This is a genomic window from Streptomyces sp. NPDC047085 (assembly GCF_040643735.1).
Classification (GTDB): Bacteria; Actinomycetota; Actinomycetes; order Streptomycetales; family Streptomycetaceae; genus Streptomyces.
In genome coordinates this window covers 661,187-685,130 of the sequence record NZ_JBEYUW010000001.1, presented here as the reverse complement: position 1 = coordinate 685,130, position 23,944 = coordinate 661,187, and the positions used below count along the sequence as shown (strand labels likewise).

Below are 23,944 nucleotides of genomic sequence, written 5' to 3'. Positions count from 1 at the left end.
AAGTGACCCGGGGTGCGGCAGCATGGGCGGCCGGAGAGTCGTACGACCGAAAGGCGCCCCATGCCCGCCACCGCTCCCAAGCCCGAGATCCTGGCCGCTTTCGAGGCGGCGAAGGGATTCATGCCCGTGGACGAGGGGCTGGCGCTGTACGCGGCCGCAGTGGAGGCGGGGCGGCTGGGGCTGCCGCTGCTGGAGGTCGGCACGTACTGCGGGCGCTCCACGATCCTGCTCGCGGACGCGGCCCGGGCAGCCGGTGTGACCGCGCTCACCGTCGACCACCACCGCGGCAGCGAGGAGCAGCAGCCGGGCTGGGACTACCACGACCCCGAGACGGTCGACCCCGAGATCGGCCTGATGGACACGCTGCCCACGTTCCGCAGGACGCTGCACAAGGCGGGCCTGGAGGAGCACGTGGTGGCGCTGGTGGGCCGCTCTCCCCAGGTGGCGAGGATCTGGAACTCCCCCCTCGGGTTCGTCTTCATCGACGGCGGCCACACCGACGAGCACGCCACTGCCGACTACGAGGGCTGGGCGCCGCATGTCGCCGACGGCGGTCTACTCGTCATCCACGACGTCTTCCCGCACCCCGAGGACGAGTTCACCGGCCAGGCGCCGTACCGCGTCTACCTGCGCGCGCTGGAGTCGGGCGCGTTCACCGAGATCTCCGTCACGGGCTCGATGCGGGTACTGCGGCGAACGGGGACGGGGACGGGGATCTGACCTGATCTCTCCCCGATCACCGGGGAATGGTCGGCAACGGGCGCAAGGGGCTCGGCCGGGCCATCGGGGTCGGGCTGTACCTGGCCGTGCTCGCGGTCGCCGGGTGGCTGATCGTCGGCAGCCTCTGAGACGGCTCGCCCACCGGCCCGGCCACCGGGACAGCCACGGGCCCGACCACCGGCCCCGCCACCCGCTCGGCCCTCTCGGCCGTGTGAAGGACTTGTGTGGCCGCTAGGGTGGCAGGCGTGTCGTACGTAGGCCCGGACTTCGAACCGCCGCAGCCCCGCCGCCCCCGGCGAGGGCCGCTGACCGTCGCGCTCGCCGCGCTCGTGCCCGGCGCGCTGCTGGGCTGGCTGGTGTACGAGGCGGTGGGCGGGCCCGGAGGCTCGGGCGGCGGCTCGGACACGGCGGGCGGGCGGGCCTCCGCGGCCTCGTCCTCGCCGAGCACCGCAAAGCCGGGGTCGGCAGGGGCCGGTGACGACGCCAAGCAGGCGAGCCCGACGCCCACCCCGTCCGCATCCGCCTCCTCCCCCGTCTCCGGCTCCGGCTCCGGCTCCCTCAAGGGCAAGGTCGTCGTCATCGACCCGGGCCACAACCCCGGGAACTACAAGCACACGACCGAGATCAACCGCCAGGTGGACGTCGGCAACGGTCACAAGGAATGCGACACGACCGGGACGTCCACCAACGACGGCTACACCGAGGCCAGTTTCACGCTCGACGTCGCCCACCGGCTGCGCACGCTCCTGGAACAGCAGGGCGCCACGGTGAAGTTGACGCACGACGGGGACAGCCCGCCCTGGGGTCCGTGTGTGGACGAGCGGGCGCGGATCGGCAACACCGCGCGCGCGGACGCGGCCATCTCCATCCACGCCGACGGCGTGGCCGAGGGCGAACGCGGCTTCCACGTCATCCTGCCCGGATCCGTGAACGCCGGTGCCGCCGACACCCGTCCGATCCTCGACTCCTCCCGCGACCTCGGCGAGCGCGTCGCGGGCAACTTCCTGCGCGTGACCGACGAGCCGCCCTCCAACTATGTCGGCGAAGGTACCGGTCTCGTCACACGTACGGATCTGGGTGGTCTCAATCTGTCAACGGTTCCCAAGGTGTTCATCGAGTGCGGCAACATGCGGGATAGCAAGGACTCGGCACGCCTGACCAGTGGCACCTGGCGGCAGAAGGCCGCGCAGGGGATCTCTGAGGGAATCGTGAGTTTCCTGCGTGAGTCGTGACCGGTGGGCGGAACCGACCGGACAGGCGGATCTTGCGGACGATAGTGTCTACCGACGACGAGACGACCTACGAAGGACCTGAAGTGAATATCCGCTCCCTCACTAGGGGCGACGGCGTGGTGATCGGAGCAGCGGTGTTGCTGTTCATCGCGTCGTTCCTCGACACGTTCGACTCCTCCGGCAGTGATGTGCCCAACGCCTGGGACAACCTCGGCCTGGTGATGAGCATGTACGTCGGCGGCATCATCGGTGCGGTCCTCATCGTCGTCGGCCGAGCCCTCCCGCAGCCTCGCAAGGTCGCCGGCCTCGAACTGGGCCAGGTCGGCGTCGCCTTCACGCTGTTCGCCGCGTGGACCTCGTTCTGGTCGATCCTCGATCCGCTGGGCGCCTTCAGCGACGAGTTCGGCAGCGCGAACGTCGACGCCGGTTCCGGCCTCATCCTCGGCCTGATCGCCGCGCTCCTGCTGGCGGCCGCCGCCATCGCCACCCCGCTGGTCCCCGCCCTCCAGGCCGGCCTGGTCCCGGCCGCCAAGCCGGCCGCCCCGGCGCCCTACGGCGCCCAGCCGCCCGGTGGTTACGGCTACCCGGGCGCCCCGGCCCAGCAGCCGTACGGTGCCCAGCCGGGGCCGGGTCAGCCGTACGGGGCGCAGCCGCAGGCGGCCGCGCCGCAGGGTGCGCCCGCGCCCGCACCGCAGCCGGCCGCCGGCGACTTCTCGCCGTTCTGGTTCGCCGTGCCGGTGGCCCGCCCGCTGTTCGGGGAGGACGGCTCGCCGAACCCGATCGCCGAACTGGCGCCCGGTACCTGGTACTTGGCCGTCGAGCAGCGCGGTGCCGCGCTGGTGGCCCAGACCCAGGACGGCCGCCGGGGCGTGCTCCAGGACACCTCGGGGATCCAGCGCGGCTGAGCCGCGGACCCTCGGCACACGGCCCCTCGCCCTTCCGGGCGGGGGGCCGTTGTCGTACAGTCGGCCCCCGGCAAGCTAACTGACGACTCGTCAGGAGACAGGAGACAGGAGGCAGGCATGCGGCTCGGTCTCGCACTCGGCTACTGGGGACGCGGTCCGGACGCCGGTCATGTGCCGCTGGCCCGCGAGGCGGAGCGGCTCGGCTACCACTCGGTGTGGACGGCCGAGTCCTGGGGCTCGGACGCCTTCACCCCGCTCACCTGGATCGCCGCGCGGACATCAACGATCATGCTGGGTACGGGCGTTGCCCAGATGGCCGCCCGCACCCCGACCGCGACCGCGATGCACGCGCTCACCCTGGACCACCTCTCCGGAGGGCGGATGATGCTGGGGCTGGGCCTGTCGGGGCCGCAGGTGGTGGAGGGCTGGTACGGCCGCCCGTTCCCGGCGTCGCCGCTGACCGCGACCCGGGAGTACGTGGACGTCGTACGGCAGGTGCTGCGGCGGGAGGCGCCGGTGGAGTCGGACGGGCGGTTCCATCCGCTGCCGTACCGGGGGCCGGACGGCACGGGCCTGGGCAAGCCGCTGAAGCCGATCACGCATCCCCTGCGCCGCGACCTGCCCGTCCTGCTGGGCGCGGAGGGGCCGAAGAACGTGGCGCAGACGGTCCGGATCGCCGACGGCTGGCTGCCGCTGTACTGGGCGCCGAGCCGGCCCGAGGTGTACGGGGAGGCGGTACGGGAGGTGCCCGAGGGGTTCATGGTGGCCCCTCTGGCGAGGGTGAAGGTCTGTGACGACGTGGCCGAGGGGCTGCTGCCGGTGAAGGCCATGCTCGGCTTCTACATCGGCGGGATGGGCCACGCGGCGCGCAACTTCCACGCCGACCTCATGGCCCGCATGGGGTACGAGGAGGAGGCGCGGCGGATCCAGGAGCTGTTCCTCGCCGGACGGCGCGAGGAGGCCGTGCTGGCGGTGCCGGACGCCTTCGCCGACGAGATCTCGTTGGTGGGCCCGCGTGAACGCATCGCCGAGCGGCTGGAGTTGTGGCGCAAGGGCCCGGTGACGGACCTGCTGGCCCTGTCACCGGAACCGCACACCCTGAGGGTGCTGGCGGAGCTGAACTCGTAGCACCGGCGCGCGGCCGGGTCAGCCCTTGGAGAGCTCGGAGGCCGAGGGCACCTGGTCCTTGACCGGGGCGCCGGCGCTCTTGCCCGCTTCCTTCACCTTGTTGATCAGGTCGTCGTAGGTGTCGGGCGCTTTGTCGTCGCCCTTGCGCAGCTTGGACGGGAGGTCCTTGAGGGAGTTGATCCCCGCCGTGAGCGGTGCGAGGGCCTTCGCGAGCTGCGGATCGCCCTGGGCGTTGTGCTGGGCCGCCTTGAGCCGGTTGTAGGCGAAGGCGCCGGCCAGACCGGCCTTCACCAGGGCCGTCTTGCGGCCCTTGGCGCCCTTCTTGAACTTGCCGGCCTTCCAGGGCTTCACGATCCACTGGTAGGTCGCGCCGGCCGCGAGGCCCGCGTTCGCCACGAACCGGGTCTTCGCGAACTTCTGGCGTTCGGCGGACGTGCTCGGGCTGGGTGTGGCCGCTTCGGCGGCCACCGCCGAGACTTCCTTCGTCGTGGTCTTGTCGCCGCTGCCGCAGGCGGTGGAACCGGCCATGAGGGCGCAGCACAGGGTCAGCGCAACGAAGAGGCGCCGTATCGGGACGGGCACGGGGTCCTCCGGACGTGTCTCCCCGAGCGGGTATTTCCTCCGGCAGCCTCACCCGGCGCGGAGGCGTGCGCCACCTGGGCGGCTCCGTCCGGGTTCCCGCCCGGGGAGACCACGTTTCACCGCCCGGGAAGTCCCGGCATCGCCCTTCGGGAAGTCCCGGCTCCACCCTCCGGGAAGTACAGGTTTCACCTTCCCAGAAGCGGCAATCCGGAAGACATGTTCCGATATCGCACCGGTGCGAATCCGGCCGGGAGGGTCGTCGCGACCGCCGCCGACGTCATGGCCCTCATCCTCGGCCTGTGGATTCTGCTGTACCTGCTGGGCGCGAACCGGGCCAACGACGTGGTCCGGTTCGTGCACGACGCCGCCACCTGGCTGGCCGGCTGGTCCCTCCACATCTTCACCCTCGACAAGGCCTGGGCCCAGGTGATCGTCGGCTACGGCATCGCCGCCGTGGTCTACCTCTTCGTGGGCCACGCCATCGCCAACCGGATGGGCCACCGGCACTGACCGCTCAGCCGCAGCAGTCGGGGTCGAGGCCCGTCGGCAGATACTCCCCGCCGAAGACCGCGCAGGTGGCGTCGTGGCCGCCCAGCGCCGCCACCGCCAGCAGCAGGGAGCCCGCCGTCCACGAGGTCAGCTCGCGAGGCCAGACGACCTGGTCCTCGAAGACATAGCCCGTCCAGTACAGGCCGGTCTCCGGATCGCGCAGGTGCTGGATGGACTGGAGGATCTCCAGCGCACGGTCGGACTCGCCCATCGCCCACAGCGCGAGGGCGAGTTCGCTGGACTCGCCGCCGGTCACCCACGGGTTGGGGACGACACAGCGCACGCCGAGGCCGGGGACGACGAAGCGGTCCCAGTCCCGCTCGATGCGCGCCTTGGCCTCCGGTCCGGTCAGAGCGCCGCCGAGGACCGGGTAGTACCAGTCCATCGAGTAGCGGTCCTTGTCCAGGAAGCGCTCGGGGTGCCGGCGGATCGCGTGCCGCAGCGCGCCCACCGCCAACTCCCAGTCCGGCTGCGGCTCTTCACGCTGCTCGGCGAGGGCGAGCGCGCAGCGCAGCGCGTGGTGGATCGAGGAGCTGCCGGTGAGCAGGGCGTCCGCGGTGGGCGTGCCGTCGTCCTCGCGGCGCCAGCCGATCTGCCCGCCGGGCTGCTGCAGCCGCAGCACCCACTCCACGGCCGCGTAGACGGTCGGCCACATGCGGTCCAGGAACGTGTCGTCCCCGGTGGACAGGTAGTGGTGCCAGACGCCGACGGCTATGTAGGCGACGAAGTTCGACTCGCGGGCGCGGTCGGTGACGTCGTCGTGGGCGCCGTCGGCGTAGGCGGCGTACCAGGAGCCGTCCTCGTTCTGGTGGGCGGCGAGCCAGTCGTAGGCCCGCTCGGCGGCCTCGTGCTCGCCGGCCGCGTCCAGGGCCATCGCGGCCTCGGTGTGGTCCCAGGGGTCCAGGTGGTGTCCGCGGAACCAGGGGATCGCGCCGTCCTCCCGCTGCACGGCCAGGATGCCGTGGACGGTCGCGGCGGCCTGCTCGGCGGTGAGGACCCCGGGCAGGACGAGGTGTTCTGTCCGGGGAGTCGTCACTTGGCGTCCACCCGGGGCAGGTGCGGCTTGGTCGCGTAGGCCACGAAGCTCTTGCCGATCAGCGGGTTCAGCGCCTGCTCGGCGACCCGGGTGGCCAGCGGCTTCTTCATGATGTCCCAGACCAGCAGCTTGTGGTACGCCCGTACCGGCAGCGCCTTGTCGTTGTCGACGCCGAACGCGCACTTCAGCCACCAGTACGGGGAGTGCAGGGCGTGCGCGTGGTGGGTGCCGTACGGCTTCAGGCCGGCCTCGCGGATCTTGGCGAGCAGTTCGTCCGCCTTGTAGATGCGGATGTGGCCGCCCTCGACCTCGTGATAGGCGTCGGACAGCGCCCAGCAGACCTTCTCGGGGCCGTAGCGGGGCACGGTGATGGCGATCCGGCCGCCCGGCTTGAGCACGCGGACCATCTCGGCGAGGACGCCTTTGTCGTCGGGGATGTGCTCCATCACCTCGGAGATGATGACGACGTCGAAGGACTCGTCCGGGAACGGCAGCGCGAGGGCGTCGCCCTCCATGGCCGTGGCGGTGGCACCCGCCGGGGCCTCCCCGGCCTCCTTCATCGCCGCGAACCACTTGGCGACCTCGCGGATCTCCTCGCCGTTCTGGTCGAGGGCCACGACGTGCGCGCCGCGCCGGTAACACTCGAAGGCGTGCCGGCCGGCCCCGCAGCCGAGATCCAGGACACGGTCGCCCGGGGCGAGCGGGAACCGGGAGAAGTCGACGGTCAGCACGTGGCCCTGCTTTCGGGGTTGGAATCGACGGTCACGGGGGCGGGGGTGACGGGTTGGGCGGTCACTTGACGGCTTCGGTCAGTCGCGCGCTCTGGGGCGCCCTGTCGGCCTGAGTCACCTCGTTGGCCAGGGTCGCTATCTCCGGCTCGCTTTTTGGTACGGCCGCGGAGCGGTGGGGAGCGGGGGCGGCCGCGGAGCGGGCGATGGCCTCGCGGTAGCGGGCGACCGTGCCCTCGGCGGCTCGGGCCCACGTGAAGTGCCGTAGGACGCGCTCACGGCCCGCGGCGCCCAGTCGGGCCCTCAGCCCGGCGTCGCCCAGCAGCCTGCCGAGCCCCGCCGCCAGCGCCCCGGAGTCTCCCGGCGGTACCGCGAGGCAGGTCTCGCCGTCGCGGCCGGCGACCTCGGGGATCGCTCCGCCGGTGGTGGCGACCAGCGGGGTGCCGGTGGCCATGGCCTCGGCGGCGGGCAGCGAGAAGCCCTCGTAGAGGGAGGGCACGCAGGCGACCTCGGCCGAGCGGATCAGGTCGACCAGTTCCGCGTCGGAGATGCCCTTGACGAAGTCGACGGCGCCTTCGAGGCCGTACCGCTCGACCGCCTGGGCGACCGGGCCCTCGGTGGGGCGCTTGCCGACGACGACGAGATGGGCGTCCGGGTGCTCGGTGCGGACCTTCGCGAGCGCCTCCACGAGGAAGACGAGGCCCTTGAGGGGCACGTCCGCGCTGGAGGTGGTGACGATCCGGCCGGGCACCTCGGCGACGGCGGGATTCGGCGCGAAGAGGTCGGTGTCGGCGCCGATGTGGACGACGTGGATGCGGTCGTCCCGGACGCCGAGGTGGTCCACGATCTCCTGGCGGGAGGTGCCGGAGACGGTGAGCACGGAGGGCAGCCGGCGGGCGACGCGCTTCTGCATACGGGTGAAGGCGTACCAGCGGCGCACCGAGTAGCGGCGCTGCCAGCCCTCGGCCGCGTCCAGCTCCAACTGCCGGTCGACGGTGATGGGGTGGTGGATCGTGGTGACCAGAGGGGCACCGACGTCGCCGAGCAGGCCGTAGCCGAGCGTCTGGTTGTCGTGCACGACGTCGAACTCACCGCGCCGGGCCCGCAGATGGCGGCGGGCGCGCAGGGAGAACGTCAGCGGCTCGGGGAACCCGCCGGTCCACATGGTGCCGACCTCGAGCGCGTCGACCCAGTCCCGGTACTCGTCCCGCTTCGGGGTGCGGAAGGGGTCGGGCTGGCGGTAGAGGTCGAGGCTGGGCAGCTCGGTCAGCGTCAGCCGACCGGCGTAGTCCTCGTGCTCGTCCAGGACGGGATACGGCTGCGAGCCGATGACCTCCACCCGGTGACCGAGGCGGGCCAGCTCGCGCGACAGGTGCCGTACGTAGACACCCTGGCCGCCGCAGAACGGGTTCCCTTTATAGGTGAGGAGTGCGATGTCGAGCGGTCGCTCGCCGTCGGCAGCCAGGTCCTTCCGGGGACCCGCCTGACTGGCCTCAGCGGTCACTCTGGGCCCCTCTCTGCCTGCACTGTCCCGCGAGACTACGACGGGACGCTAATCTAGAACAAGTTTCAGACTTGATCGTTCAAGAGGCTCTGAATCTACCGGCAGGTAGGGGTGCTGTGAGCAGTGGATCAGGTGATTCACGCCACGGCGCGAGCCCCGCTCGGCCAGTCTGATCACATGCCCTACAGATGCCCTCACCGACTGTCACGGAGCGGGACCCATGCCTGCGGAATCCAAGGTGGAAGCCAGTAGCGCCCGGCCCCTGTCGGCGCCGCTCACCGAGCGTCAGGAGGCCCGCCGGCGGCGGATCCTGCACGCGAGCGCGCAGCTGGCCAGCCGGGGCGGTTTCGACGCCGTGCAGATGCGCGAGGTCGCCGAGTCCTCCCAGGTGGCCCTCGGCACGCTGTACCGCTATTTCCCCTCGAAGGTGCATCTGCTGGTCGCCACCATGCAGGACCAGTTGGAGCACATGCACGGCACCCTGCGCAAGAAGCCCCCGGCGGGCGAGCGGCCGGCCGAGCGGGTCGCCGAGACCCTGATGCGGGCCTTCCGCGCCCTGCAGCGCGAGCCGCACCTGGCCGACGCCATGGTCCGTGCCCTCACCTTCGCCGACCGCAGCGTCTCCCCCGAGGTCGACCAGGTCTCCCGGCAGACCACGGCGATCATCCTGGACGCGATGGGCCTGGAGCACCCGACCCCCGAACAGCTCTCCGCCGTCCGGGTCATCGAGCACACCTGGCACTCGGCCCTGATCACCTGGCTGTCCGGCCGTGCCTCCATCGCACAAGTGAAGATCGACATCGAGACGGTGTGCCGTCTGATCGACCTGACCGACCCCCGCGCCTCGGGCTGACGCACAGCTGTGACAAGGGTGTGACGGCGGCAGGTTGTTCGCTGTCGGTGCACTTGTGATGATGGGCCGCATGTCTGAACACGGGGGCGGGGCAGACGAGGCACCGCGCGACGACGTTCCCAGGTCACGACTGTACGACTATGCGGAGATGACGGTTCCGTCACGGGAGGAGCCGGAGTCGTCGCAGGAGCGGGCGGTCCCCTCGGCGGGCGCTTCACAGGAGCGGGTCCCTCCCGGAGCGGACGAAGCCGAAGTCCGCAGACGGGAGTTCGCCGCCCTGCTCGGCGAGTTCCGCCGCACCCCCGTCCTGGTGCCGTTGGGCGACGGCCCGGCCCCGGACTCCGAACGCGGTCTGCTGACCGCCGATCTGGGCGGGATCCGCTTCATCCTGGCCTTCTCCGACGAGCGGGCGCTGGCCCGTTACGCCGTCGCGCGCGGCGAACCGGCCCGCGAGTGGACGTATCAGACGATCCTCGGCGCACGCCTGCTGGACGTGGCCGTGCCCGCGGCCGGGGTGCCGTGCGGAGTGGCTCTGGACTGCGCGGACGGCGAGGAAGGCATGGTGTTTCCGCCCGTGCGCGGGATCGTGCCGGACGAGGTGGCGGTGGACGTCGACAAGGGGACGGGGGACGCGAGGTGACCGACGGCGGCAAGGACCTGAAGACCGACGGGCTCGGCCTGATCGCCAAGGGTCTGACCGAGGCGCTGGGCGAGCTGAAGGAACTCGGCATGGTAGGCGAGGCCGGGGCCGGGCGCGGCTTCGGTGACATCGCCCTGTCCGGGCTGGAACTCGGCCACGAGGGGCTGACGGGTGAGTTCAAGTCGTTCTGCGAGCGCTGGGAGTGGGGCGTGCGGTCGCTGATCAACGAGGGAAACGGCTTCGCCGAGAAGACGGGCCTGGCGGCGGGCACGTACTACGAGACCGACAAGTACGTCGAGGGCACCTTCAAGGTCGTCACCAACGCGGCCATCGGCAATCCGTACGCCTCCGAGGAGGACGTCGAGAAGATGGGCTGGGGCGACATCGCCACGTCCGGTGTCTACGGCGGCAACGTGGACTACAGCAAGGAGTCCTTCGACCAGGCCCTGGCCAACAGCGGGCAGGGCTGGAAGGACGCGGGCCGGGACGTGATGACTTCGCGCACCATCGGAGTGGTGCCGGGCCTGAACCCCGAGAACCTGCACGGCGCGATGGGAGTGTCGGACCAGGAGTACAACCAGTTCCTGGACGACACCTTCGGCCCGTCTCCCGAGGCCCGCGCCAAGGCGGCCGGGCAGGAGGGAGGTGAGGGCTGATGGGGCTCGGAGACCTCACCAACTCGCTCCTCGGCGGTGCGGAGGACCTCTACGACGCGGGCAAGAAGAAGCTCGGCGAGGGCGTCGACTGGGCCACGGACAAGGTGGGCGAGGGCCTGGACTACGTCGGTGCGCACGACTGGGCCGACAGCGTGGAGGACTGGGGCGACGAGGTCGCCTCCGACCTGGGTGCCACGCCGGGTGAGCAGCAGCTCGGCCAGACCGAGGAGGCCGACGAGCTCGTCCATGGCAAGCCGGACAAGATCCGCGAGAGTGCCAAGCACCTGCGGGACTTCCACGGCGCCTTCGACAAGGTGAGTTCGGGGCTGAGGAAGGTCGACTCCTCCGGCTGGCAGGGCAAGGGCGGCGACACGTTCCGGGAGAAGTTCGGCGTCCATCCCGCCAAGTGGGCGCAGGCGGCCGAGGCCTGCGACGCGGCGGCGGGGGCGCTGGAGTCGTACGCGGGCACCGTCAAGTGGGCGCAGGGCCAGGCCAAGGAGGCCGTGGAGCTCTACAAGAAGGGCGTGAAGGCGTCCAAGGACGCGGCCGACGCGTACAACAAGAAGGTCGACGCCTACAACGCCAAGATCAAGGCGAACGAGGACCCGGGCCCCAAGCCCGAGCCGTTCAAGGACCCCGGCAAGGCCGACATCAAGGCCGCGGCCGAGAAGCTCGCCGAGGCCCGCAAGCAGCGCAACACGGCCGCCTCCGAGGCGCAGGGCAAGGTCAAGGCGGCTCTCGCGCACGCACCCGCCGAACCCCCGCCGCTGGAGCGCCTCGGCAACAACCTCTCCGACGGCTACCAGGCCGTCAACACCGAACTCACCCATGTCGTCGGCGGCGCCCTCAAGGGCACGGCGGGCCTGCTGAACTTCGTCCGGGGCCTGAACCCCACCGACCCCTACAACCTCACCCACCCGGCCGCCTACCTGCAGAACGTCAGCATGACGCTCTCCGGCCTGGTCTCCACGGCCACGCATCCCGAACGGGTCGTCCAGGCCGCCGTGGACGGCTTCAAGAAGGACCCCTCGGAGTTCGTCGGCCGCCTCATCCCCGAGCTGATCGGCACCAAGGGCGCCGGCCTCGCCCGCGGCGGACTGCGGCTCGGCCTGCGGACGGCGACGAAGGAGGGCCTGGAGTCGGCGGCGCAGCGCGGAGTGCGGGAGGGCCTTGAGCGTCAGGCCGCCAGAGGCGCCGGGGACCCCATGCCCGAGCGTGCCGACGTCATGCAGGCGCTGCGCGACTCCAACCCGCAGATACTGGACAAGAAATGGCCGGACACTGATGGCCGTTACTATGCGGACCGGGTGCTCGCCGGTGGCCGCCCGGACGGGGAGAAAGTCTTCGCAGGGCATGGCTATCTCAAAAGCAGGGCCGGCGAAACCGTGGTTCCCGAGGGAACCACCATATCTTTCTACGTGCAACACGGAGAACCACTTCCGGGACTCAACGGCCTGACCGTCGAGCGAGGTGTCTACCCGGGAGGTTACGTGGAGACATTCGGACCGGGCGACGTAATTCCGAACTACACGCTGGGGCCTCCCGCTTCCACGGGCGGCGGAGGTTTCAGTGTGTTCGAGAATTCGACGACCGTCGGCAAGGAGACCGCCCTGAGCGAGCTGTTGAAGCCCGGCATGGGAAATGTTCACTGGGCGGCGTGCCGTGAGCTCAAGTAGAATGTCCCAACCTATGAGGAGTTATACATGCCTGTAACAAAAAAACGCCACTGGGTGTTGACGGATGTGTCACTCGTCGTCAAGGGACGCGATCTCCAGCCCGAGGAGATCACATCCTTCCTTGGTATCGAGCCCACTGGTGTGCGCAACCCGGGACCCAGCAAATGGGGTCGCCCGGGCGAGATCGACGGAGAGTGGGGGATCAACTGCGACTCGAACGTCAGCCGGGACTTCCACGAGCAGTTGGGCAACATCCTTTCCACTGCAGAAAGCAAGCGGACCGAGCTCGCGCAATTGGTCGAGCGGGGATACAAAGTGATCATCGACATCTACGGATTCGCCGGGAACGACTGCTCCCTCACCCTCCAGCCGGAGGAACTCAAGCGAATCGCACGTCTAGGCTTCCCCCTCTGGGTCGCGGCCAATATGAACGAACGCTGAAAGAACAGTCATGGAACATGGAGCGAAGTTGAAGCCGTGGGGCAACTTGAGCACGTCCCTGGTCGTATCAGGCCAGGAAGTGAATTCCGATTCCCTGCTTGCGGAGTTGCAACTCGCCGACAGTGAAGAGTTCTCTTCATCCGAAGGCGTGGGCGTCTATTCCGGCCCCGGCTGGGCCACTCTCACCGTTGACGAGCGGCACTCGAAAAGCCCCGATGAACAGGCCACGGAACTTATCGGATTCCTCAGCTCCCGCAAGCCGGTGCTCGACGCGCTGAAGGAGGCGGGAAATTCGGTGAAGGTCGATCTGGCAGGCATTGCCGAATCATCAGGATTGGGGCTCTACCTCTCGCCGGACGTTCTCGCCGGTCTTGCAGAGCTGGGAGTCCCTGTCACCTTCACGACGGTCCGGGAATCCGGGGAGGACGAGGAAGACCCGCTCGCCTGGCTCGACTGAACAAGCCTGTTCCTCAAGGGGAACCGCTACTCCTCGGGCGGGAACACCGGCTCCCCGCTCCCCGTCAGCGTGATGACGATCGCCTCCACCGGGCAGCTCTCGGCCGCCTCCAGGATCTGTTCGCTCGCGTCGGTGTCCGGATCGACGGGGTGGGACTGGCGGGCGGAGTCGAGGCGGAAGCCGTCCGGTGCGTGGTGGCGGCACTGGGCCGAGCCGATGCACACGGACCGGTCGACCTCGACGTGCCAGCGGTCGCCCATCCCTACGCCCCCGCCGGCAGGTGGATCATCTTGTGTTCGAGGTACTCGCCGAAGCCCTCGGGCCCGAACTCCCGCCCCAGGCCCGAGTTCTTGTAACCGCCGAACGGGCCCAGCATGTCCAGGCTGAACGTGTTGACCGAGTAGGTGCCGGTACGGACCTGCCGGGCGACCTCGATGCCGTGCTCGACGTCGGCCGTCCACACGCTGCCGGACAGGCCGTACTCCGAGTCGTTGGCAATCTTCACCGCTTCCCGCTCGTCGCCGTACGGCAGGAGGCAGATCACCGGGCCGAAGATCTCCTCGCGGGCGATCCGCATGGAGTTGTCGACGTCGCCGAAGAGGGTCGGTTCGACGTACCAGCCCTTCTCCAGGCCCGCCGGGCGGCCGCCGCCGGTGAGGATCTTGGCGCCTTCCTCCTGGCCGATGCGGATGTAGTCGAGGCTGCGCCGCTGCTGGCGCCGGGCGACCAGCGGGCCGACCTGGGTGGCGGGGTCGAGCGGGTCGCCGACCTTCAGGGCGCTCGCGGCCTGTGCGAAGGCGTCGGCGAACTCGTCGTAGCGGGCGCGCGGGACGAGGATGCGGGTCTGCGCGACGCAGGCCTGGCCATTGTTCATCCAGGCCGCCGGGACGATCCCCGACACGGCCGTCTGGACGTCCGCGTCCGGCAGCACGACCGCCGCCGACTTGCCGCCCAGCTCCAGCGTGACCCGGGTGAGATTGCGGGCCGCCACCTCCATCACCCGCCTGCCGGCCGCGACCGAGCCGGTGAAGGAGACCTTGTCGACGCCGGGGTGCCCGACCAGGTACTCGCTGACCTCGCGGTCGGCGGGCAGGATGGAGAGCACACCCTCCGGCAGCCCGGCCTCACGGGCGATCTCGCCGAGGACGTACGCGTCCAGCGGGGACTCCGGGGACGGCTTCAGTACGACCGTGCAGCCGGTCAGCAGCGCGGGCGCGAGCTTGGCGGCGGCGACGAACTGCGGGACGTTCCAGGGGACCACGGCCGCGACCACGCCGACCGGTTCGCGCCGCACGAGAATCGGGCCGAGCACACCGTCCCTGCGCTCCTCGTAGGTGAAGTCCCGCGCGACCCTGATCGCCGAGTCCCACACCATCATCGCGCCGAGCGCCTGCGCGAGGACACTCCAGGAGTACGGGGAGCCGTTCTCGGCGGAGATCACCCGGGCGATCTCCTCGTGCCGGGCGAGGATGCCGTCCTTGATCCGGGTGACGACCTCGATCCGCTCCTCCAGGGAGGCCTGCGGCCAGGGTCCCTCGTCGAAGGCGCGCCGCGCCACGGCCACCGCCCGGTCGACGTCCGCCCGGGAGGCGTGCGGCACCCGGCCGATGACCTCCTCGGTGTGCGGAGAGATCACCTCGATGACGTCCCGCCCCAGCGGGTCGGTCAGCTCCCCTCCGATGAACAGCTGTCCGTGTTCCACGAGTTCGCTCATGACCGCCTGCCTCCCGCCGCCGTACCCCCGCCACGGTTTCTGACGCTGCCTCAGAACTGATACCAGTTCTAGTTATAGTGGGCAATGGTCGTGGGGCAGCGGTGTCGTGGGGTGGAGGGCGTATGGAACGCATGGCGGGGACGTTCGATCACGGCGGGGGCGTGCGGTCCGTCCAGGTGCCCATCCCGGACAATCCCCTCGGGCACACGCTGGTGTACGTCGTGGACACCGACCGGGGTCCGGTGCTCGTGGACACGGGGTGGGACGATCCCTCGTCCTGGGAGACGCTGGTGGCCGGACTGGTCGCCTGCGGTACGTCCGTCGCGGAGGTGTACGGGGTGGTCATCACCCACCACCACCCGGACCACCACGGGCTGTCGGCACGGGTACGGGAGGCCTCCGGGGCCTGGGTGGCGATGCACGCGGCGGACGCGGCGATCGTGCGCCGGGCACGGGAGACGCGTCCGGAGCGCTGGTTCTCGTACATGGCCGACAAGCTCACGGCCGCCGGGGCGCCTGCCGAGCACGTCGGCCCGCTGCGTGCGGCGCGTGGCCGTCGTACTCTTCCCGGCCTCTCCCCCGCCCTGCCGGACCGCGAGGTCGTCCCCGGCGAACTGCTCGACCTGCCCGGCCGCCGGCTGCGCGCGATCTGGACCCCGGGCCACACCCCCGGCCATGTCTGTCTGCACCTGGAGGAAAAGCATCCGAGCCAACTGCCCGGTCATGGACGGCTGTTCAGCGGCGATCACCTGCTCCCGCAGATCACTCCGCACATCGGTCTGTACGAGGATCCCGACGACGCGACGGTCACCGATCCCCTCGGTGACTACCTGGACTCCCTGGAGCGGGTGGGCCGTCTCACCCCCGCCGAGGTGCTTCCCGCACACCAGCACGCCTTCACCGACGCCGCGGGCCGGGTACGGGAGTTGCTCGCCCATCACGAGGAGCGCCTCACCGGACTGCTGAGCCTGCTCTCCGAGCCTCTCACCCCGTGGCAACTGGCCGAGCACATGGAGTGGAACCGGCCCTGGTCCGACATCCCCTACGGCTCCCGGAACATCGCCGTCTCGGAGGCCGAGGCCCATCTGCGGCGCCTGGTGAAGCTGGGCCGGGCGGAGGCGGTGCCGGGGAGTGAGCCGGTGGCGTATGTGGCGGTGTAAAGCGTTCGCCGTGTCGTGATCTCGGGTGTTAGACAGCCGCATGGGCTCTACGAACTCGATGAACTCGATGAACTCGGTGGATTCAATGGGCTCTACGGGGTCTGCGGGCTCGTTGGAGCTGCTTCTCGCCGAGCGGGCCTGTGAGCGTCTGATCCTGGACTTCGTCCACCGGCTCGACCTCGGGGATCCAGGCTCCGTGGCGGAGCTGTTCACCGAGGACGGCAGCTGGCAGTGGCCGGAGGGCGAGCGGCGGATCGAGGGGCGCGCGGCGCTGCGCGCCTACTTCGGCTCCCGTCCCGCCGACCGGCTCTCCCGGCGCCTGATGTCCAACGTCCTGGTCACGGTGGCCTCCGAGGACACGGCGGACGCCGTCTCGTACTTCTCGACGCACCGGGTCGACGGTTACGGCGGCGGAATCGTGCCGGCGGGGCCGCCCGTCCAGGTCGGGCACTACGAGGACCGGTTCCGCCGGGTGGACGGGCGGTGGCTGATCGCGTCCCGGACCCTGCACCTGCCCTTCGGCGGTCCCACGCCCAAGGCGGCGGCACGGTAAGGGCGCTGGTCAGGCCCGTGCGGTGTTGCTGCCCGCGCCCGCGCCCGCCGTGTCCCGGTCCGAGGTGATGATCATCTCGGCGAGGTCGGCGAGCGTGGCGAGCTGGCGGGCGTTCATCTGGGGGGCGCGGGCGGCGAGCCGGACCAGGCCGCTCTCGCGCAGCCGCAGCAGCGGGTCCGCCTCCGCCTCCAGGCTCTGCAGCACCGGCTGCAGAGCCTCCCACAGCGCCTCCTGCTCGTCGGCGGTGAAGAAGCCCGCCGGCAGCCCGAAGAACCTGCGCAGCCGGTCGGCGTGTTCGAGGCTCGGCATGCCGCTCTTGCGCCACTCGCTCAGCCACTGCCTGCTGGTCCCGGCGATCCGGGCCAGCTCGTCCAGCGAGTACCGCTTGCCGTCCGGGCGGCGCCGGGTCTCACGGATGAAGTCCAGCCGCTGGCGCACCCGTTGGGCCAGGTCGGCCTCGGGTGCCCGGCCGCCGGTGAGCAGGTCGACGACGACGCCGACCGGGACGCCGGAGCGGTGGGAGAGGTCGGCCACGTCCAGGGCCTCCGCCAGCCGTCCGGGCCGGCCGGTCAGCTCCCCGAGCCGGTCCAGCACGTCGGCGAGCGGGGTAGAGGCGTCACTCACCGAGGCCCCCTGGGTGTGTCGTCCGTTCCTTGACCGAGTCCACGCGAGGCTACCCGCTCACCTGCTCGCCCACCAGACATGACAACGCCTCCTGCCGAACCAGGCAGCAATCGTTGACAGTTGAGGGTGCGCCGGGTGAGGATCACGACACAGAGAGCAAGCTCGGAGCGCGAGCTCCGGCCGGCTCGCCCCGGGTGCCGCCTATGGGGGAGCAGCATCCGGGGCGTTCTGCTGTCCGCCTTCTCCCCGCGAAGGTGAGGCCGCCGATGCCGCAGCCCGTCCTCCTCCTCGGGACCGGCCGCCCGGGGACGTACGGCGCTTTCGCGCTGGCGCGGATCGCGGCGGTCCACCCGGTGGTGCTGGTCGAGGCCGCCCCACCCGCCTGGGCGCGCCCTTGGCTGACCGGGCACATCGCGGCCGACCCGGGCGCGGTGTCGGCCGGGGTGGTCGCGCGGTACGCGGCCCGGCACTCGGTCCGCGGTGTGCTGACCTGGGACGGGGAGCACCTGGTCGCCGCGGCGCGGATCGCCGCATGGCTCGGAGTCCCCGGCATTCCGGAGGAGGCGGCCGCCGCCTGCGCCGACCCGGACACGTTGTCGGCGCTGCTGGCCCGCCACAAGGCGCCGCCGGCCTGCCCGGAGGACACCGAGGGGCCACTGGTGTGCGCCGAGACCGTCGTCCTGGACGACGAGGTCCGCATCGCCGCTCTCACCCGTACGACCCTGGGCCCGCCGCCCGCCCGGCAGCCGTTGCGGCACTCCGTGCACGCGCACGACGCGCTGCTGCACAACCCGTTCCTGCGGCAGACGGTGGAGCGGACCGTGCGCGCGCTCGGCCTCGCCCACACCGTCGTCCACATCGGGCTACGACTGACCGACCGCGGCCCCCGCGTCACCGGCGTCGCCCCGCACCTGCCCGGCGATCTGATCCCGCTGCTGGTCGAGCGGGCCACCGGAGTCGATCTGGCCGTGGCCGCCGCCGCGCTGGCCACCGGCCGGTCCCCCGCCCTGACCCCCAGCCGGCAGCGCGCCGCCTCGATCCAGTTCGCCTACCCGCTCACGACCGGACTGCTGGCCCACCTCACGGTGGACTCCGCCGCCGCGCCCGAGCCGTCCGCCGGGGGCGTGGTCCTCACCCGGCGGCCCGGCGACCGGGTCAAGGCCGCCCCCTACGCGGGCCCGGCCGACCGGCTCGCCCACTGGGTGGCGGAGGGCGCGTGCCCGGAGGAGTGCGAGCAGGAACTGCGCCGGACGGCCGACTCCCTGAGCGTGGTCGTCACACCGTCGGCCAGGAGACGTGTGGCTTAGGGCCGGAGGGACTGCCGAACCCCTGTGCGTCAGCCACTTCTCCTCGCGGGAGTTGCCCCACCGCACGGATCAACTCCTCGGCATCGCCCAGCAGTTCGACCTCGTTACGGCTCATCGTCGGATTGGCCGCCCGGCGTCGCAGGGCCTCGGTCAGGCCCGCCTCGGTCAGGTCCGACGGGTCGGCGAGGAGTGCGGTGAGCGTCTCATGGGCGAGGGCGGCGAACTCCTCTCCCCCGACGGCGACCTGGGCGAGGATCACCGCGCTCATGCCCCAGTCGAGGCCCGGGTCGCCGTCCTCGGCATTGGACCAGTCGATGACCTGGGGCCCGTCCGGCGTGAGCATCACGTTGTCCGGATGCAGGTCCAAGTGGAGCACGCGGGCGCCCGGATGGTCCGCGTCCCGCCCCGGTACGGCGTGCAGCCGCCGCAGCAGCGAGGCGAGCAGCGCGCCCACCTCCGCCGGGTCGATCCGGCCCTCCCCGAACGCGGCGAGCATCGTCGGCCCCGACAGCCGCTCCAGCACCAGGTCGGTGCGCGAGCCCGAGGGCCGTACCCGGGGCACCGGATACCCGTGCTGTCGTACGTACGCCATCACGGCCCCCTCGGCGGCCGCGTCGCCCCAGCCCTCGCGGTCCCGGCGCAGCACCCACGCGTCGTCGATCTCGTACACGTCGGCCGAACGCCCCGAGCCCAGCAGTCTTCCCGTCCCCGTCATGGGACCCCCTCCCCGTCATGGGATCCCTTCACGTCATGGAACGACTGCCCGTCATGGGATCCCTCCCCGTCATGACACGTGAGCCTAGTCACCGAGTGCCTGTGCTCACGGCCACTCCCCGGGCCGTGCGCGGCTGCCGGTAAAGTGGCGGCGTCGTCATCACACCCGTACGGGGGGAAGCCGGTGCAATTCCGGCGCTGACCCGCAACCGTGAGCCGTCCGCCCGACGGTGAGCCGGACCACCCCGCACGGGACGTTGACCGGCTCGCGTGCACGGCGGCCCGCCGAGCACGGCACCGTCGAGGTTTACGGAGCCGAGCCGCCCGGGGGTATCCCGTGCGCTGCCGGCTCCCCGCAGGAGAGGCAGTCGCCGACCATGAACGTCCGCCGCAGTGCCGCGGCTCTCGCCGCCGTAGGCGTGCTGGCCGCCGCCGCGCCCGCCACGGCCGCCGACGCGTCCCCGTCCGCGTCCCCGAAGGTGTCGCTTCCCGCCGGGCTGTTCGGCAAGGCCGACCCGACGTACGACGGTGTCTGGCGCCAGTCGCTGGCGCTGCTCGCCCAGCGGACCGCCGGCGAGCGGTCGGCCGACTCGGCCGTCGGCTGGCTGGCGGGGCAGCAGTGCGACAACGGCGGCTTCGCCGCGTTCCGGGCGGACACCGCGAAGCCCTGTGGGGGCAAGAGCGGCGCCCAGCCCGACACCAACAGCACGGCCGCCGCCGTCCAGGCCCTGCAGGCGGTCGGCGGGCACGACGGCGAGGTCCGCAAGGCCGTGACCTGGCTGAAGGGGATTCAGGGCAAGGACGGCGGCTGGGGTTACTCGCCGGGCGGCCCGAGCGACACCAACTCCACGTCGGTCGTCATCGGCGCCCTGGCGTCCGCCGGGGAGGACCCCACCCGGCTGCACACCGCGGGCAAGACCCCGGAACAGGCGCTGACCGGGCTGTCCCTCGCCTGCTCCGCGGACGGCGGCGGCGCGTTCGCCTACCAGCCGGACAAGAAGGGCACGCTCGTCGCCAACGCGGACGCGACCGCCGCCGGTGTGCTGGGCGCGCTCGGCAAGGGGTTCGTGGTGACGGCCGGCAAGCTCCGTGACAAGGCCCCCGCCTGCTCCTCCTCCGGCAAGGCCACGCCGGCCCGACTGGCGGACAACGCCTCCGCGTACCTCGCCGGTGCCGTCGCCAAGACCGGCCACCTCATGTCCGCCATGCCCGGCGCGACGGACCAGCCCGACGTCGGCAACACGGCCGACACCGTCGTCGCGCTCGCCGCGGACGGCTGGACCGAGCAGGCGAAGAAGCCGTACGCCTGGCTGGAGAAGAACGGGGTTGCCTGGGCCGAGCAGACCGGCCCGGCGGCCTACGCCCAGCTGATCCTCACCGCGCACGCGATGGGCGAGCAGCCGCGGAACTTCGGCGGCACGGACCTCGTGCAGGCGCTCGACAAGCTGGGGCCGGCTCCGCAGCAGTGGAAGAAGGCCGGCGAGCACGAGCAGACGGCCGAGAAGAAGGACTCCGGCTCCGGCGCCGGCGTGTGGTGGATCGTCGGTGTCGGTCTCGTCGCCGGTATCGGCATCGGTTTCCTGCTCAGCGGCCGGAAGAAGCGGCAGCCGTGATCGCCGTCCGCCGTGCCGCGACCATGCGTGCCGCGGCCGTGCGTGCCGCGGCCGTGCGTGCCGCGGCCGTACTGGTCGCCGCGTTCGTCGTCGTGGCCGGTGCGGGTGGCGCCCGGGCGCATGCCACCGGGTACCGCTACTGGTCGTTCTGGGAGCGTGCCGGCGGTCACTGGACCTACGCCACGCAGGGTCCCTCGACCGCGCGTCCCGACGACGGCGCGGTGCAGGGTTTCCGGTTCGCGGTCAGCGCGGATTCCGCGGACGCGAGCAGGCCGCGCGGCACGGCGGACTTCGCGGCCATCTGCGCGGGGACGCCCGCGAAGTCGGGTACGAAGCGGGTGGCCCTGGTCATCGACTTCGGCACGCCCGCGGACGCGCCGTCCGGCGAGACGCCGCCCGCCCACCGGCGCACAGCGTGCGCGCGGGTCGCTTCCGGCGCGACGACGGCGGAGGCGCTGGCCTCGGTCGCCAAGCCTCTGCGGTACGACACCAACGCCCTGCTGTGCGCCATCTCCGGGTATCCGCGCAACGGGTGCGGGGAGCAGGTGTCGTCGGCGGACGGGGCGTCGGGCAAGCAGGGCGCTGCCGCGAAGGAGGCGCAGGAGGCGCAGCCGAAGAAGGGGCAGGACTCGGACGGTGGTCCCTCGCTGGGGCTGCCGATCGGCATCGGCGTGGTCGCGCTCCTGGCGGGCGGGGCGGTGTGGCAGGCGCGGCGGCGCGGGAATGCGTAGCCGCGCCGCGCGGTCAGGCCGTCGCCTGACCGCGGGTGAGGAGTGGCCGCTCGCGCCCCGCGGCGCAGCCGCTCACGAACAGGGTCCCGCCCCCCTGGGGAGTCACAGCGCGGCAGGCCGGGAAGGCTCCGCGGCCACTGGCCCGCAAGCGGGCGCTGTTCTCCATGCCCGCGCAACCGCGGGCAGTCGTGCCGCCGGGGGCAGTCGTGCCGCCGGGGGCAGTCGTGCCGCCGCGGGCAGTCGTGCCGCCGCGGGCAGTCGTACCGCCGGGGCGGCGCCCGTCCCGCGGCAGGCGGCACCCGCTCGGCGTGGCGAGCGGCAGGCCCCCACCGGCCCTCGCAGGCGCCGCGAGCCGCTGCACCCCGGTGCCTGGTGGCTCTGGTCACTGGGGCTCGGCACGGCGGCCACCCGCACCACCAACCCCCTCCTCCTCGCCCTCCTCATAGCCGCCGCGGGCTACGTCGTGGCCACGCACCGCGCCACCGCCCCCTGGTCCCGCTCCTACACGGCCTTCGCCAAGCTCGCCGTCGCCGTCCTCCTCATCCGCCTCGTCTTCACGGTCGTCCTCGGCTCGCCCATCCCGGGCACGCACGTCCTGTTCACCCTTCCCGAAGTCCCCCTCCCCCACTGGGCGCAGGGCATCCGTCTCGGCGGCCACGTCACCGCGGAGGCGCTGCTCTTCTCCGGGTACAACGGCCTGAAGCTGGCCGCCCTCCTCATCTGCGTCGGCGCCGCGAACGCCCTCGCCAGCCCGGCCCGCCTGCTGAAGTCGCTGCCCGGCGCCCTGTACGAGGCAGGCGTGGCCGTGGTCGTCGCGCTCACGTTCGCGCCGCATCTCATCGCCGACGTCCAGCGCCTGCGGGCCGCGCGTCGGCTGCGCGGCCGTCCCGACCGGGGTGTGCGCGGCCTGCTCCAGGTCGGACTGCCGGTCCTGGAGGGCGCGTTGGAGCGCTCGGTCGCGCTCGCCGCCGCGATGGACGCGCGGGGCTACGGCCGTACCGCCGACGTCCCCGCCCCCGTACGCCGTACGACGACCGCGCTCACCCTCGGCGGCCTGCTCGGCGTGTGCGCGGGAACGTACGGGCTGCTCACCGCGGAGGGCGGCACGTACGGGCTTCCGGTGCTGCTCGCCGGGGTCGCCGCCGCGCTGGCGGGGCTGCGGCTCGGCGGGCGCCGCTCGCCGCGCACCCGGTACCGGCCGGCGCCGTGGGGTGCCCGGGCGTGGCTGGTCGCGGGCTCGGGTGCCGCGGTCGCCGCGCTGCTCACGCTCGCGTCGGTGCGTGATCCGGACGCGCTGAACCCAGGGGTCGTCCCGCTCGTCGCCCCCGCCCTTCCGCTGTGGCCGGCCGCGTCCGTCCTGTTGGCCCTGCTGCCCGCCTTCGTCGTCCCCCAGGACTCCAAGCACTCCAAGGAGCCGTCGTGATCCGCTTCGAGGAGGTCAGCGTCACGTACGAGGGCGCGGCCGAACCGACCGTCCGGAACGTGGACTTCGAGGTGCCCGAGGGTGAACTCGTGCTGCTCGTCGGGCCGTCCGGGGTCGGCAAGTCGACCGTGCTGGGCGCGGTCAGCGGGCTGGTCCCGCACTTCACCGGCGGCACCCTGCGCGGCCGGGTCACGGTGGCCGGCCGGGACACCCGTACCCACAAGCCGCGCGAACTCGCGGACGTGGTCGGCACGGTGGGGCAGGACCCGCTCGCGCACTTCGTGACGGACACGGTGGAGGACGAACTCGCCTACGGCATGGAGTCGTTGGGGCTCGCCCCGGAGGTGATGCGGCGCCGGGTCGAGGAGACCCTGGACCTGCTGGGCCTCGCCGACCTCCGCGACCGCCCGATCGCCACGCTGTCCGGCGGGCAACGGCAGCGGGTCGCCATCGGCTCGGTCCTCACCCCGCACCCTCAGGTGCTGGTCCTGGACGAACCGACCTCGGCCCTCGACCCGGCCGCCGCGGAGGAGGTGCTGGCCGTCCTGCAGCGCCTGGTCCACGACCTCGGTACGACCGTGCTGCTCGCCGAGCACCGCCTGGAGCGCGTGATCCAGTACGCCGACCAGGTCGTCCTCCTCCCCGCCCCCGGCGCGGCCCCTGTCCTCGGCTCCCCGTCCGAGGTGATGGCCGTCTCCCCCGTATGCCCCCCTGTGGTCGAACTCGGCCGCCTCGCCGGCTGGTCCCCCCTCCCCCTCACCATCCGCAACGCCCGCCGCCAAGCCACCGACCTCCGGGACCGCCTGGCCGCCCGAGTGCCAACCCCGGCACGCGATGCACGGCTGACCCCATCGACCGAGTCGGCGTCGAATCCGGTGGCCGGGGTGGCGTCGAAGTCGGTGGCTGGGGTCGCGCGGAAGTCGGTGGCGGAAGTGGCGTCGAAACCGGTGACCGACGTCGCGTCCGAGCCGGTGACCGGGGCGGCGTCGAAGCCCGAG

The 23,944-nt window shown here is 71.8% G+C and carries 26 protein-coding genes and 1 riboswitch; of the genes, 18 read left to right on the top strand and 8 right to left on the bottom strand.

Annotation, left to right across the window (positions count from 1 at the left end):
* Window positions 1–60: 60 nt before the first annotated feature.
* The 4 genes from ABZ865_RS02850 (at window position 61) to ABZ865_RS02835 (ending at window position 3,985) form a co-directional block, all read left to right on the top strand.
* Window positions 61–720 (top strand): class I SAM-dependent methyltransferase, encoded by a 660-nt coding sequence (locus ABZ865_RS02850; protein WP_361222736.1) that lies wholly within the window; start codon window positions 61–63, stop codon window positions 718–720.
* Window positions 721–965: 245 nt separating this feature from the next.
* On the top strand, window positions 966–1,952 hold the full coding sequence (locus ABZ865_RS02845) for an N-acetylmuramoyl-L-alanine amidase (RefSeq protein ID WP_361222733.1): 987 nt from the start codon (window positions 966–968) through the stop codon (window positions 1,950–1,952).
* 83 nt (window positions 1,953–2,035) lie between these two features.
* A complete protein-coding gene (locus ABZ865_RS02840; RefSeq protein ID WP_361224336.1) occupies window positions 2,036–2,857 on the top strand; it encodes a hypothetical protein in 822 nt (273 codons plus the stop codon).
* A 117-nt stretch (window positions 2,858–2,974) separates the two neighbouring features.
* Window positions 2,975–3,985 (top strand): LLM class F420-dependent oxidoreductase, encoded by a 1,011-nt coding sequence (locus ABZ865_RS02835; RefSeq protein ID WP_361222730.1) that lies wholly within the window; start codon window positions 2,975–2,977, stop codon window positions 3,983–3,985.
* A gap of 18 nt (window positions 3,986–4,003) precedes the next feature.
* On the opposite strand, the gene ABZ865_RS02830 is transcribed toward ABZ865_RS02835, so the two are convergent.
* Complete coding sequence (locus ABZ865_RS02830) at window positions 4,004–4,567, bottom strand: hypothetical protein (protein ID WP_361222727.1); 564 nt, start codon at window positions 4,565–4,567, stop codon at window positions 4,004–4,006.
* A 216-nt stretch (window positions 4,568–4,783) separates the two neighbouring features.
* Here ABZ865_RS02830 and ABZ865_RS02825 point away from each other — a divergent pair, with 216 nt between their 5' ends.
* On the top strand, window positions 4,784–5,077 hold the full coding sequence (locus ABZ865_RS02825) for a hypothetical protein (RefSeq protein WP_361222725.1): 294 nt from the start codon (window positions 4,784–4,786) through the stop codon (window positions 5,075–5,077).
* A 4-nt stretch (window positions 5,078–5,081) separates the two neighbouring features.
* Here ABZ865_RS02825 and ABZ865_RS02820 read toward each other — a convergent pair whose 3' ends face one another.
* From ABZ865_RS02820 to ABZ865_RS02810, 3 genes are all read right to left on the bottom strand, one after another.
* The gene (locus ABZ865_RS02820; protein WP_361222722.1) at window positions 5,082–6,152 is read right to left on the bottom strand and encodes a prenyltransferase/squalene oxidase repeat-containing protein; all 1,071 of its coding nucleotides are present in this window, start codon (window positions 6,150–6,152) and stop codon (window positions 5,082–5,084) included.
* Entirely contained in the window at window positions 6,149–6,883 is a 735-nt protein-coding gene (locus tag ABZ865_RS02815) for a class I SAM-dependent methyltransferase (protein ID WP_361222719.1), read from the bottom strand. The genes ABZ865_RS02820 and ABZ865_RS02815 overlap by 4 nt, the downstream gene beginning before the upstream one ends.
* Before the next feature lie 61 nt (window positions 6,884–6,944).
* Window positions 6,945–8,384: a glycosyltransferase family 4 protein gene (locus tag ABZ865_RS02810; protein WP_361222716.1), complete on the bottom strand. Its 1,440-nt coding sequence runs from the start codon at window positions 8,382–8,384 to the stop codon at window positions 6,945–6,947.
* 220 nt (window positions 8,385–8,604) lie between these two features.
* Here ABZ865_RS02810 and ABZ865_RS02805 point away from each other — a divergent pair, with 220 nt between their 5' ends.
* From ABZ865_RS02805 to ABZ865_RS02780, 6 genes are all read left to right on the top strand, one after another.
* Window positions 8,605–9,237, top strand: coding sequence for a TetR family transcriptional regulator (locus ABZ865_RS02805; RefSeq protein WP_361222713.1), 633 nt, complete (start codon window positions 8,605–8,607; stop codon window positions 9,235–9,237).
* Between the two features lie 148 nt (window positions 9,238–9,385).
* A complete protein-coding gene (locus ABZ865_RS02800) occupies window positions 9,386–9,877 on the top strand; it encodes a hypothetical protein (protein WP_361222710.1) in 492 nt (163 codons plus the stop codon).
* Window positions 9,874–10,533, top strand: coding sequence for a hypothetical protein (locus tag ABZ865_RS02795; protein WP_361222707.1), 660 nt, complete (start codon window positions 9,874–9,876; stop codon window positions 10,531–10,533). The genes ABZ865_RS02800 and ABZ865_RS02795 overlap by 4 nt, the downstream gene beginning before the upstream one ends.
* A complete protein-coding gene (locus ABZ865_RS02790) occupies window positions 10,533–12,209 on the top strand; it encodes a putative T7SS-secreted protein (RefSeq protein WP_361222705.1) in 1,677 nt (558 codons plus the stop codon). Before ABZ865_RS02795 ends, ABZ865_RS02790 begins: the two co-directional genes overlap by 1 nt.
* A 27-nt stretch (window positions 12,210–12,236) precedes the next feature.
* Window positions 12,237–12,650 carry a DUF4279 domain-containing protein gene (locus tag ABZ865_RS02785; protein ID WP_361222702.1) on the top strand — a complete coding sequence of 138 codons (414 nt, stop codon included), beginning with the start codon at window positions 12,237–12,239 and terminating at the stop codon, window positions 12,648–12,650.
* A 10-nt stretch (window positions 12,651–12,660) separates the two neighbouring features.
* Window positions 12,661–13,107, top strand: a complete 447-nt coding sequence (locus tag ABZ865_RS02780; protein ID WP_361222699.1) for a hypothetical protein — start codon at window positions 12,661–12,663, stop codon at window positions 13,105–13,107.
* A 26-nt stretch (window positions 13,108–13,133) separates the two neighbouring features.
* On the opposite strand, the gene ABZ865_RS02775 is transcribed toward ABZ865_RS02780, so the two are convergent.
* A complete protein-coding gene (locus ABZ865_RS02775; RefSeq protein WP_361222696.1) occupies window positions 13,134–13,367 on the bottom strand; it encodes a ferredoxin in 234 nt (77 codons plus the stop codon).
* Window positions 13,368–13,369: 2 nt separating this feature from the next.
* Complete coding sequence (locus ABZ865_RS02770; protein ID WP_361222693.1) at window positions 13,370–14,821, bottom strand: aldehyde dehydrogenase; 1,452 nt, start codon at window positions 14,819–14,821, stop codon at window positions 13,370–13,372.
* A gap of 131 nt (window positions 14,822–14,952) precedes the next feature.
* Here ABZ865_RS02770 and ABZ865_RS02765 point away from each other — a divergent pair, with 131 nt between their 5' ends.
* Both ABZ865_RS02765 and ABZ865_RS02760 read left to right on the top strand, forming a co-directional pair.
* A complete protein-coding gene (locus ABZ865_RS02765) occupies window positions 14,953–15,981 on the top strand; it encodes an MBL fold metallo-hydrolase (protein WP_361224333.1) in 1,029 nt (342 codons plus the stop codon).
* 85 nt (window positions 15,982–16,066) lie between these two features.
* The gene (locus tag ABZ865_RS02760) at window positions 16,067–16,534 is read left to right on the top strand and encodes a nuclear transport factor 2 family protein (RefSeq protein ID WP_361222690.1); all 468 of its coding nucleotides are present in this window, start codon (window positions 16,067–16,069) and stop codon (window positions 16,532–16,534) included.
* A gap of 9 nt (window positions 16,535–16,543) precedes the next feature.
* On the opposite strand, the gene ABZ865_RS02755 is transcribed toward ABZ865_RS02760, so the two are convergent.
* Entirely contained in the window at window positions 16,544–17,158 is a 615-nt protein-coding gene (locus tag ABZ865_RS02755; RefSeq protein WP_361222687.1) for an XRE family transcriptional regulator, read from the bottom strand.
* Window positions 17,159–17,424: 266 nt separating this feature from the next.
* Here ABZ865_RS02755 and ABZ865_RS02750 point away from each other — a divergent pair, with 266 nt between their 5' ends.
* Window positions 17,425–18,465, top strand: coding sequence for a hypothetical protein (locus ABZ865_RS02750; RefSeq protein ID WP_361222685.1), 1,041 nt, complete (start codon window positions 17,425–17,427; stop codon window positions 18,463–18,465).
* Here the strand turns inward: ABZ865_RS02750 and ABZ865_RS02745 are convergent.
* Entirely contained in the window at window positions 18,434–19,180 is a 747-nt protein-coding gene (locus ABZ865_RS02745) for a phosphotransferase (RefSeq protein ID WP_361222683.1), read from the bottom strand. The genes ABZ865_RS02750 and ABZ865_RS02745 overlap by 32 nt on opposite strands.
* A 173-nt stretch (window positions 19,181–19,353) precedes the next feature.
* Window positions 19,354–19,425: riboswitch (cobalamin riboswitch) on the top strand.
* Between the two features lie 131 nt (window positions 19,426–19,556).
* On the opposite strand from ABZ865_RS02745, the gene ABZ865_RS02740 reads away from it, so the two are divergent.
* From ABZ865_RS02740 to ABZ865_RS02725, 4 genes are all read left to right on the top strand, one after another.
* On the top strand, window positions 19,557–20,792 hold the full coding sequence (locus tag ABZ865_RS02740) for a prenyltransferase/squalene oxidase repeat-containing protein (RefSeq protein WP_361222681.1): 1,236 nt from the start codon (window positions 19,557–19,559) through the stop codon (window positions 20,790–20,792).
* Window positions 20,793–20,815: 23 nt separating this feature from the next.
* Entirely contained in the window at window positions 20,816–21,523 is a 708-nt protein-coding gene (locus ABZ865_RS02735; RefSeq protein ID WP_361224330.1) for an SCO2322 family protein, read from the top strand.
* Window positions 21,524–21,878: 355 nt separating this feature from the next.
* On the top strand, window positions 21,879–22,946 hold the full coding sequence (locus ABZ865_RS02730; RefSeq protein WP_361224327.1) for an energy-coupling factor transporter transmembrane component T: 1,068 nt from the start codon (window positions 21,879–21,881) through the stop codon (window positions 22,944–22,946).
* The coding region (locus ABZ865_RS02725) for an ABC transporter ATP-binding protein (protein WP_361222679.1) at window positions 22,943–23,944 on the top strand (1,002 nt) is incomplete at its 3' end. The genes ABZ865_RS02730 and ABZ865_RS02725, both read left to right, overlap by 4 nt.

Bases quoted from the DNA above. Each gene is read 5' to 3' on its own strand.
- ABZ865_RS02785 (WP_361222702.1), top strand. From the start codon at position 12,237: ATGCCTGTAACAAAAAAACGCCACTGGGTGTTGACGGATGTGTCACTC.
- ABZ865_RS02805 (WP_361222713.1), top strand. From the start codon at position 8,605: ATGCCTGCGGAATCCAAGGTGGAAGCCAGTAGCGCCCGGCCCCTGTCG.
- ABZ865_RS02850 (WP_361222736.1), top strand. From the start codon at position 61: ATGCCCGCCACCGCTCCCAAGCCCGAGATCCTGGCCGCTTTCGAGGCG.
- ABZ865_RS02765 (WP_361224333.1), top strand. From the start codon at position 14,953: ATGGCGGGGACGTTCGATCACGGCGGGGGCGTGCGGTCCGTCCAGGTG.
- ABZ865_RS02745 (WP_361222683.1), bottom strand. From the start codon at position 19,180: ATGACGGGGACGGGAAGACTGCTGGGCTCGGGGCGTTCGGCCGACGTG.
- ABZ865_RS02800 (WP_361222710.1), top strand. From the start codon at position 9,386: ATGACGGTTCCGTCACGGGAGGAGCCGGAGTCGTCGCAGGAGCGGGCG.
- ABZ865_RS02780 (WP_361222699.1), top strand. From the start codon at position 12,661: ATGGAACATGGAGCGAAGTTGAAGCCGTGGGGCAACTTGAGCACGTCC.
- ABZ865_RS02835 (WP_361222730.1), top strand. From the start codon at position 2,975: ATGCGGCTCGGTCTCGCACTCGGCTACTGGGGACGCGGTCCGGACGCC.
- ABZ865_RS02760 (WP_361222690.1), top strand. From the start codon at position 16,067: ATGGGCTCTACGGGGTCTGCGGGCTCGTTGGAGCTGCTTCTCGCCGAG.
- ABZ865_RS02735 (WP_361224330.1), top strand. From the start codon at position 20,816: ATGCGTGCCGCGGCCGTGCGTGCCGCGGCCGTGCGTGCCGCGGCCGTA.
- ABZ865_RS02750 (WP_361222685.1), top strand. From the start codon at position 17,425: ATGCCGCAGCCCGTCCTCCTCCTCGGGACCGGCCGCCCGGGGACGTAC.
- ABZ865_RS02825 (WP_361222725.1), top strand. From the start codon at position 4,784: ATGTTCCGATATCGCACCGGTGCGAATCCGGCCGGGAGGGTCGTCGCG.
- ABZ865_RS02790 (WP_361222705.1), top strand. From the start codon at position 10,533: ATGGGGCTCGGAGACCTCACCAACTCGCTCCTCGGCGGTGCGGAGGAC.
- ABZ865_RS02770 (WP_361222693.1), bottom strand. From the start codon at position 14,821: ATGAGCGAACTCGTGGAACACGGACAGCTGTTCATCGGAGGGGAGCTG.
- ABZ865_RS02740 (WP_361222681.1), top strand. From the start codon at position 19,557: ATGAACGTCCGCCGCAGTGCCGCGGCTCTCGCCGCCGTAGGCGTGCTG.
- ABZ865_RS02775 (WP_361222696.1), bottom strand. From the start codon at position 13,367: ATGGGCGACCGCTGGCACGTCGAGGTCGACCGGTCCGTGTGCATCGGC.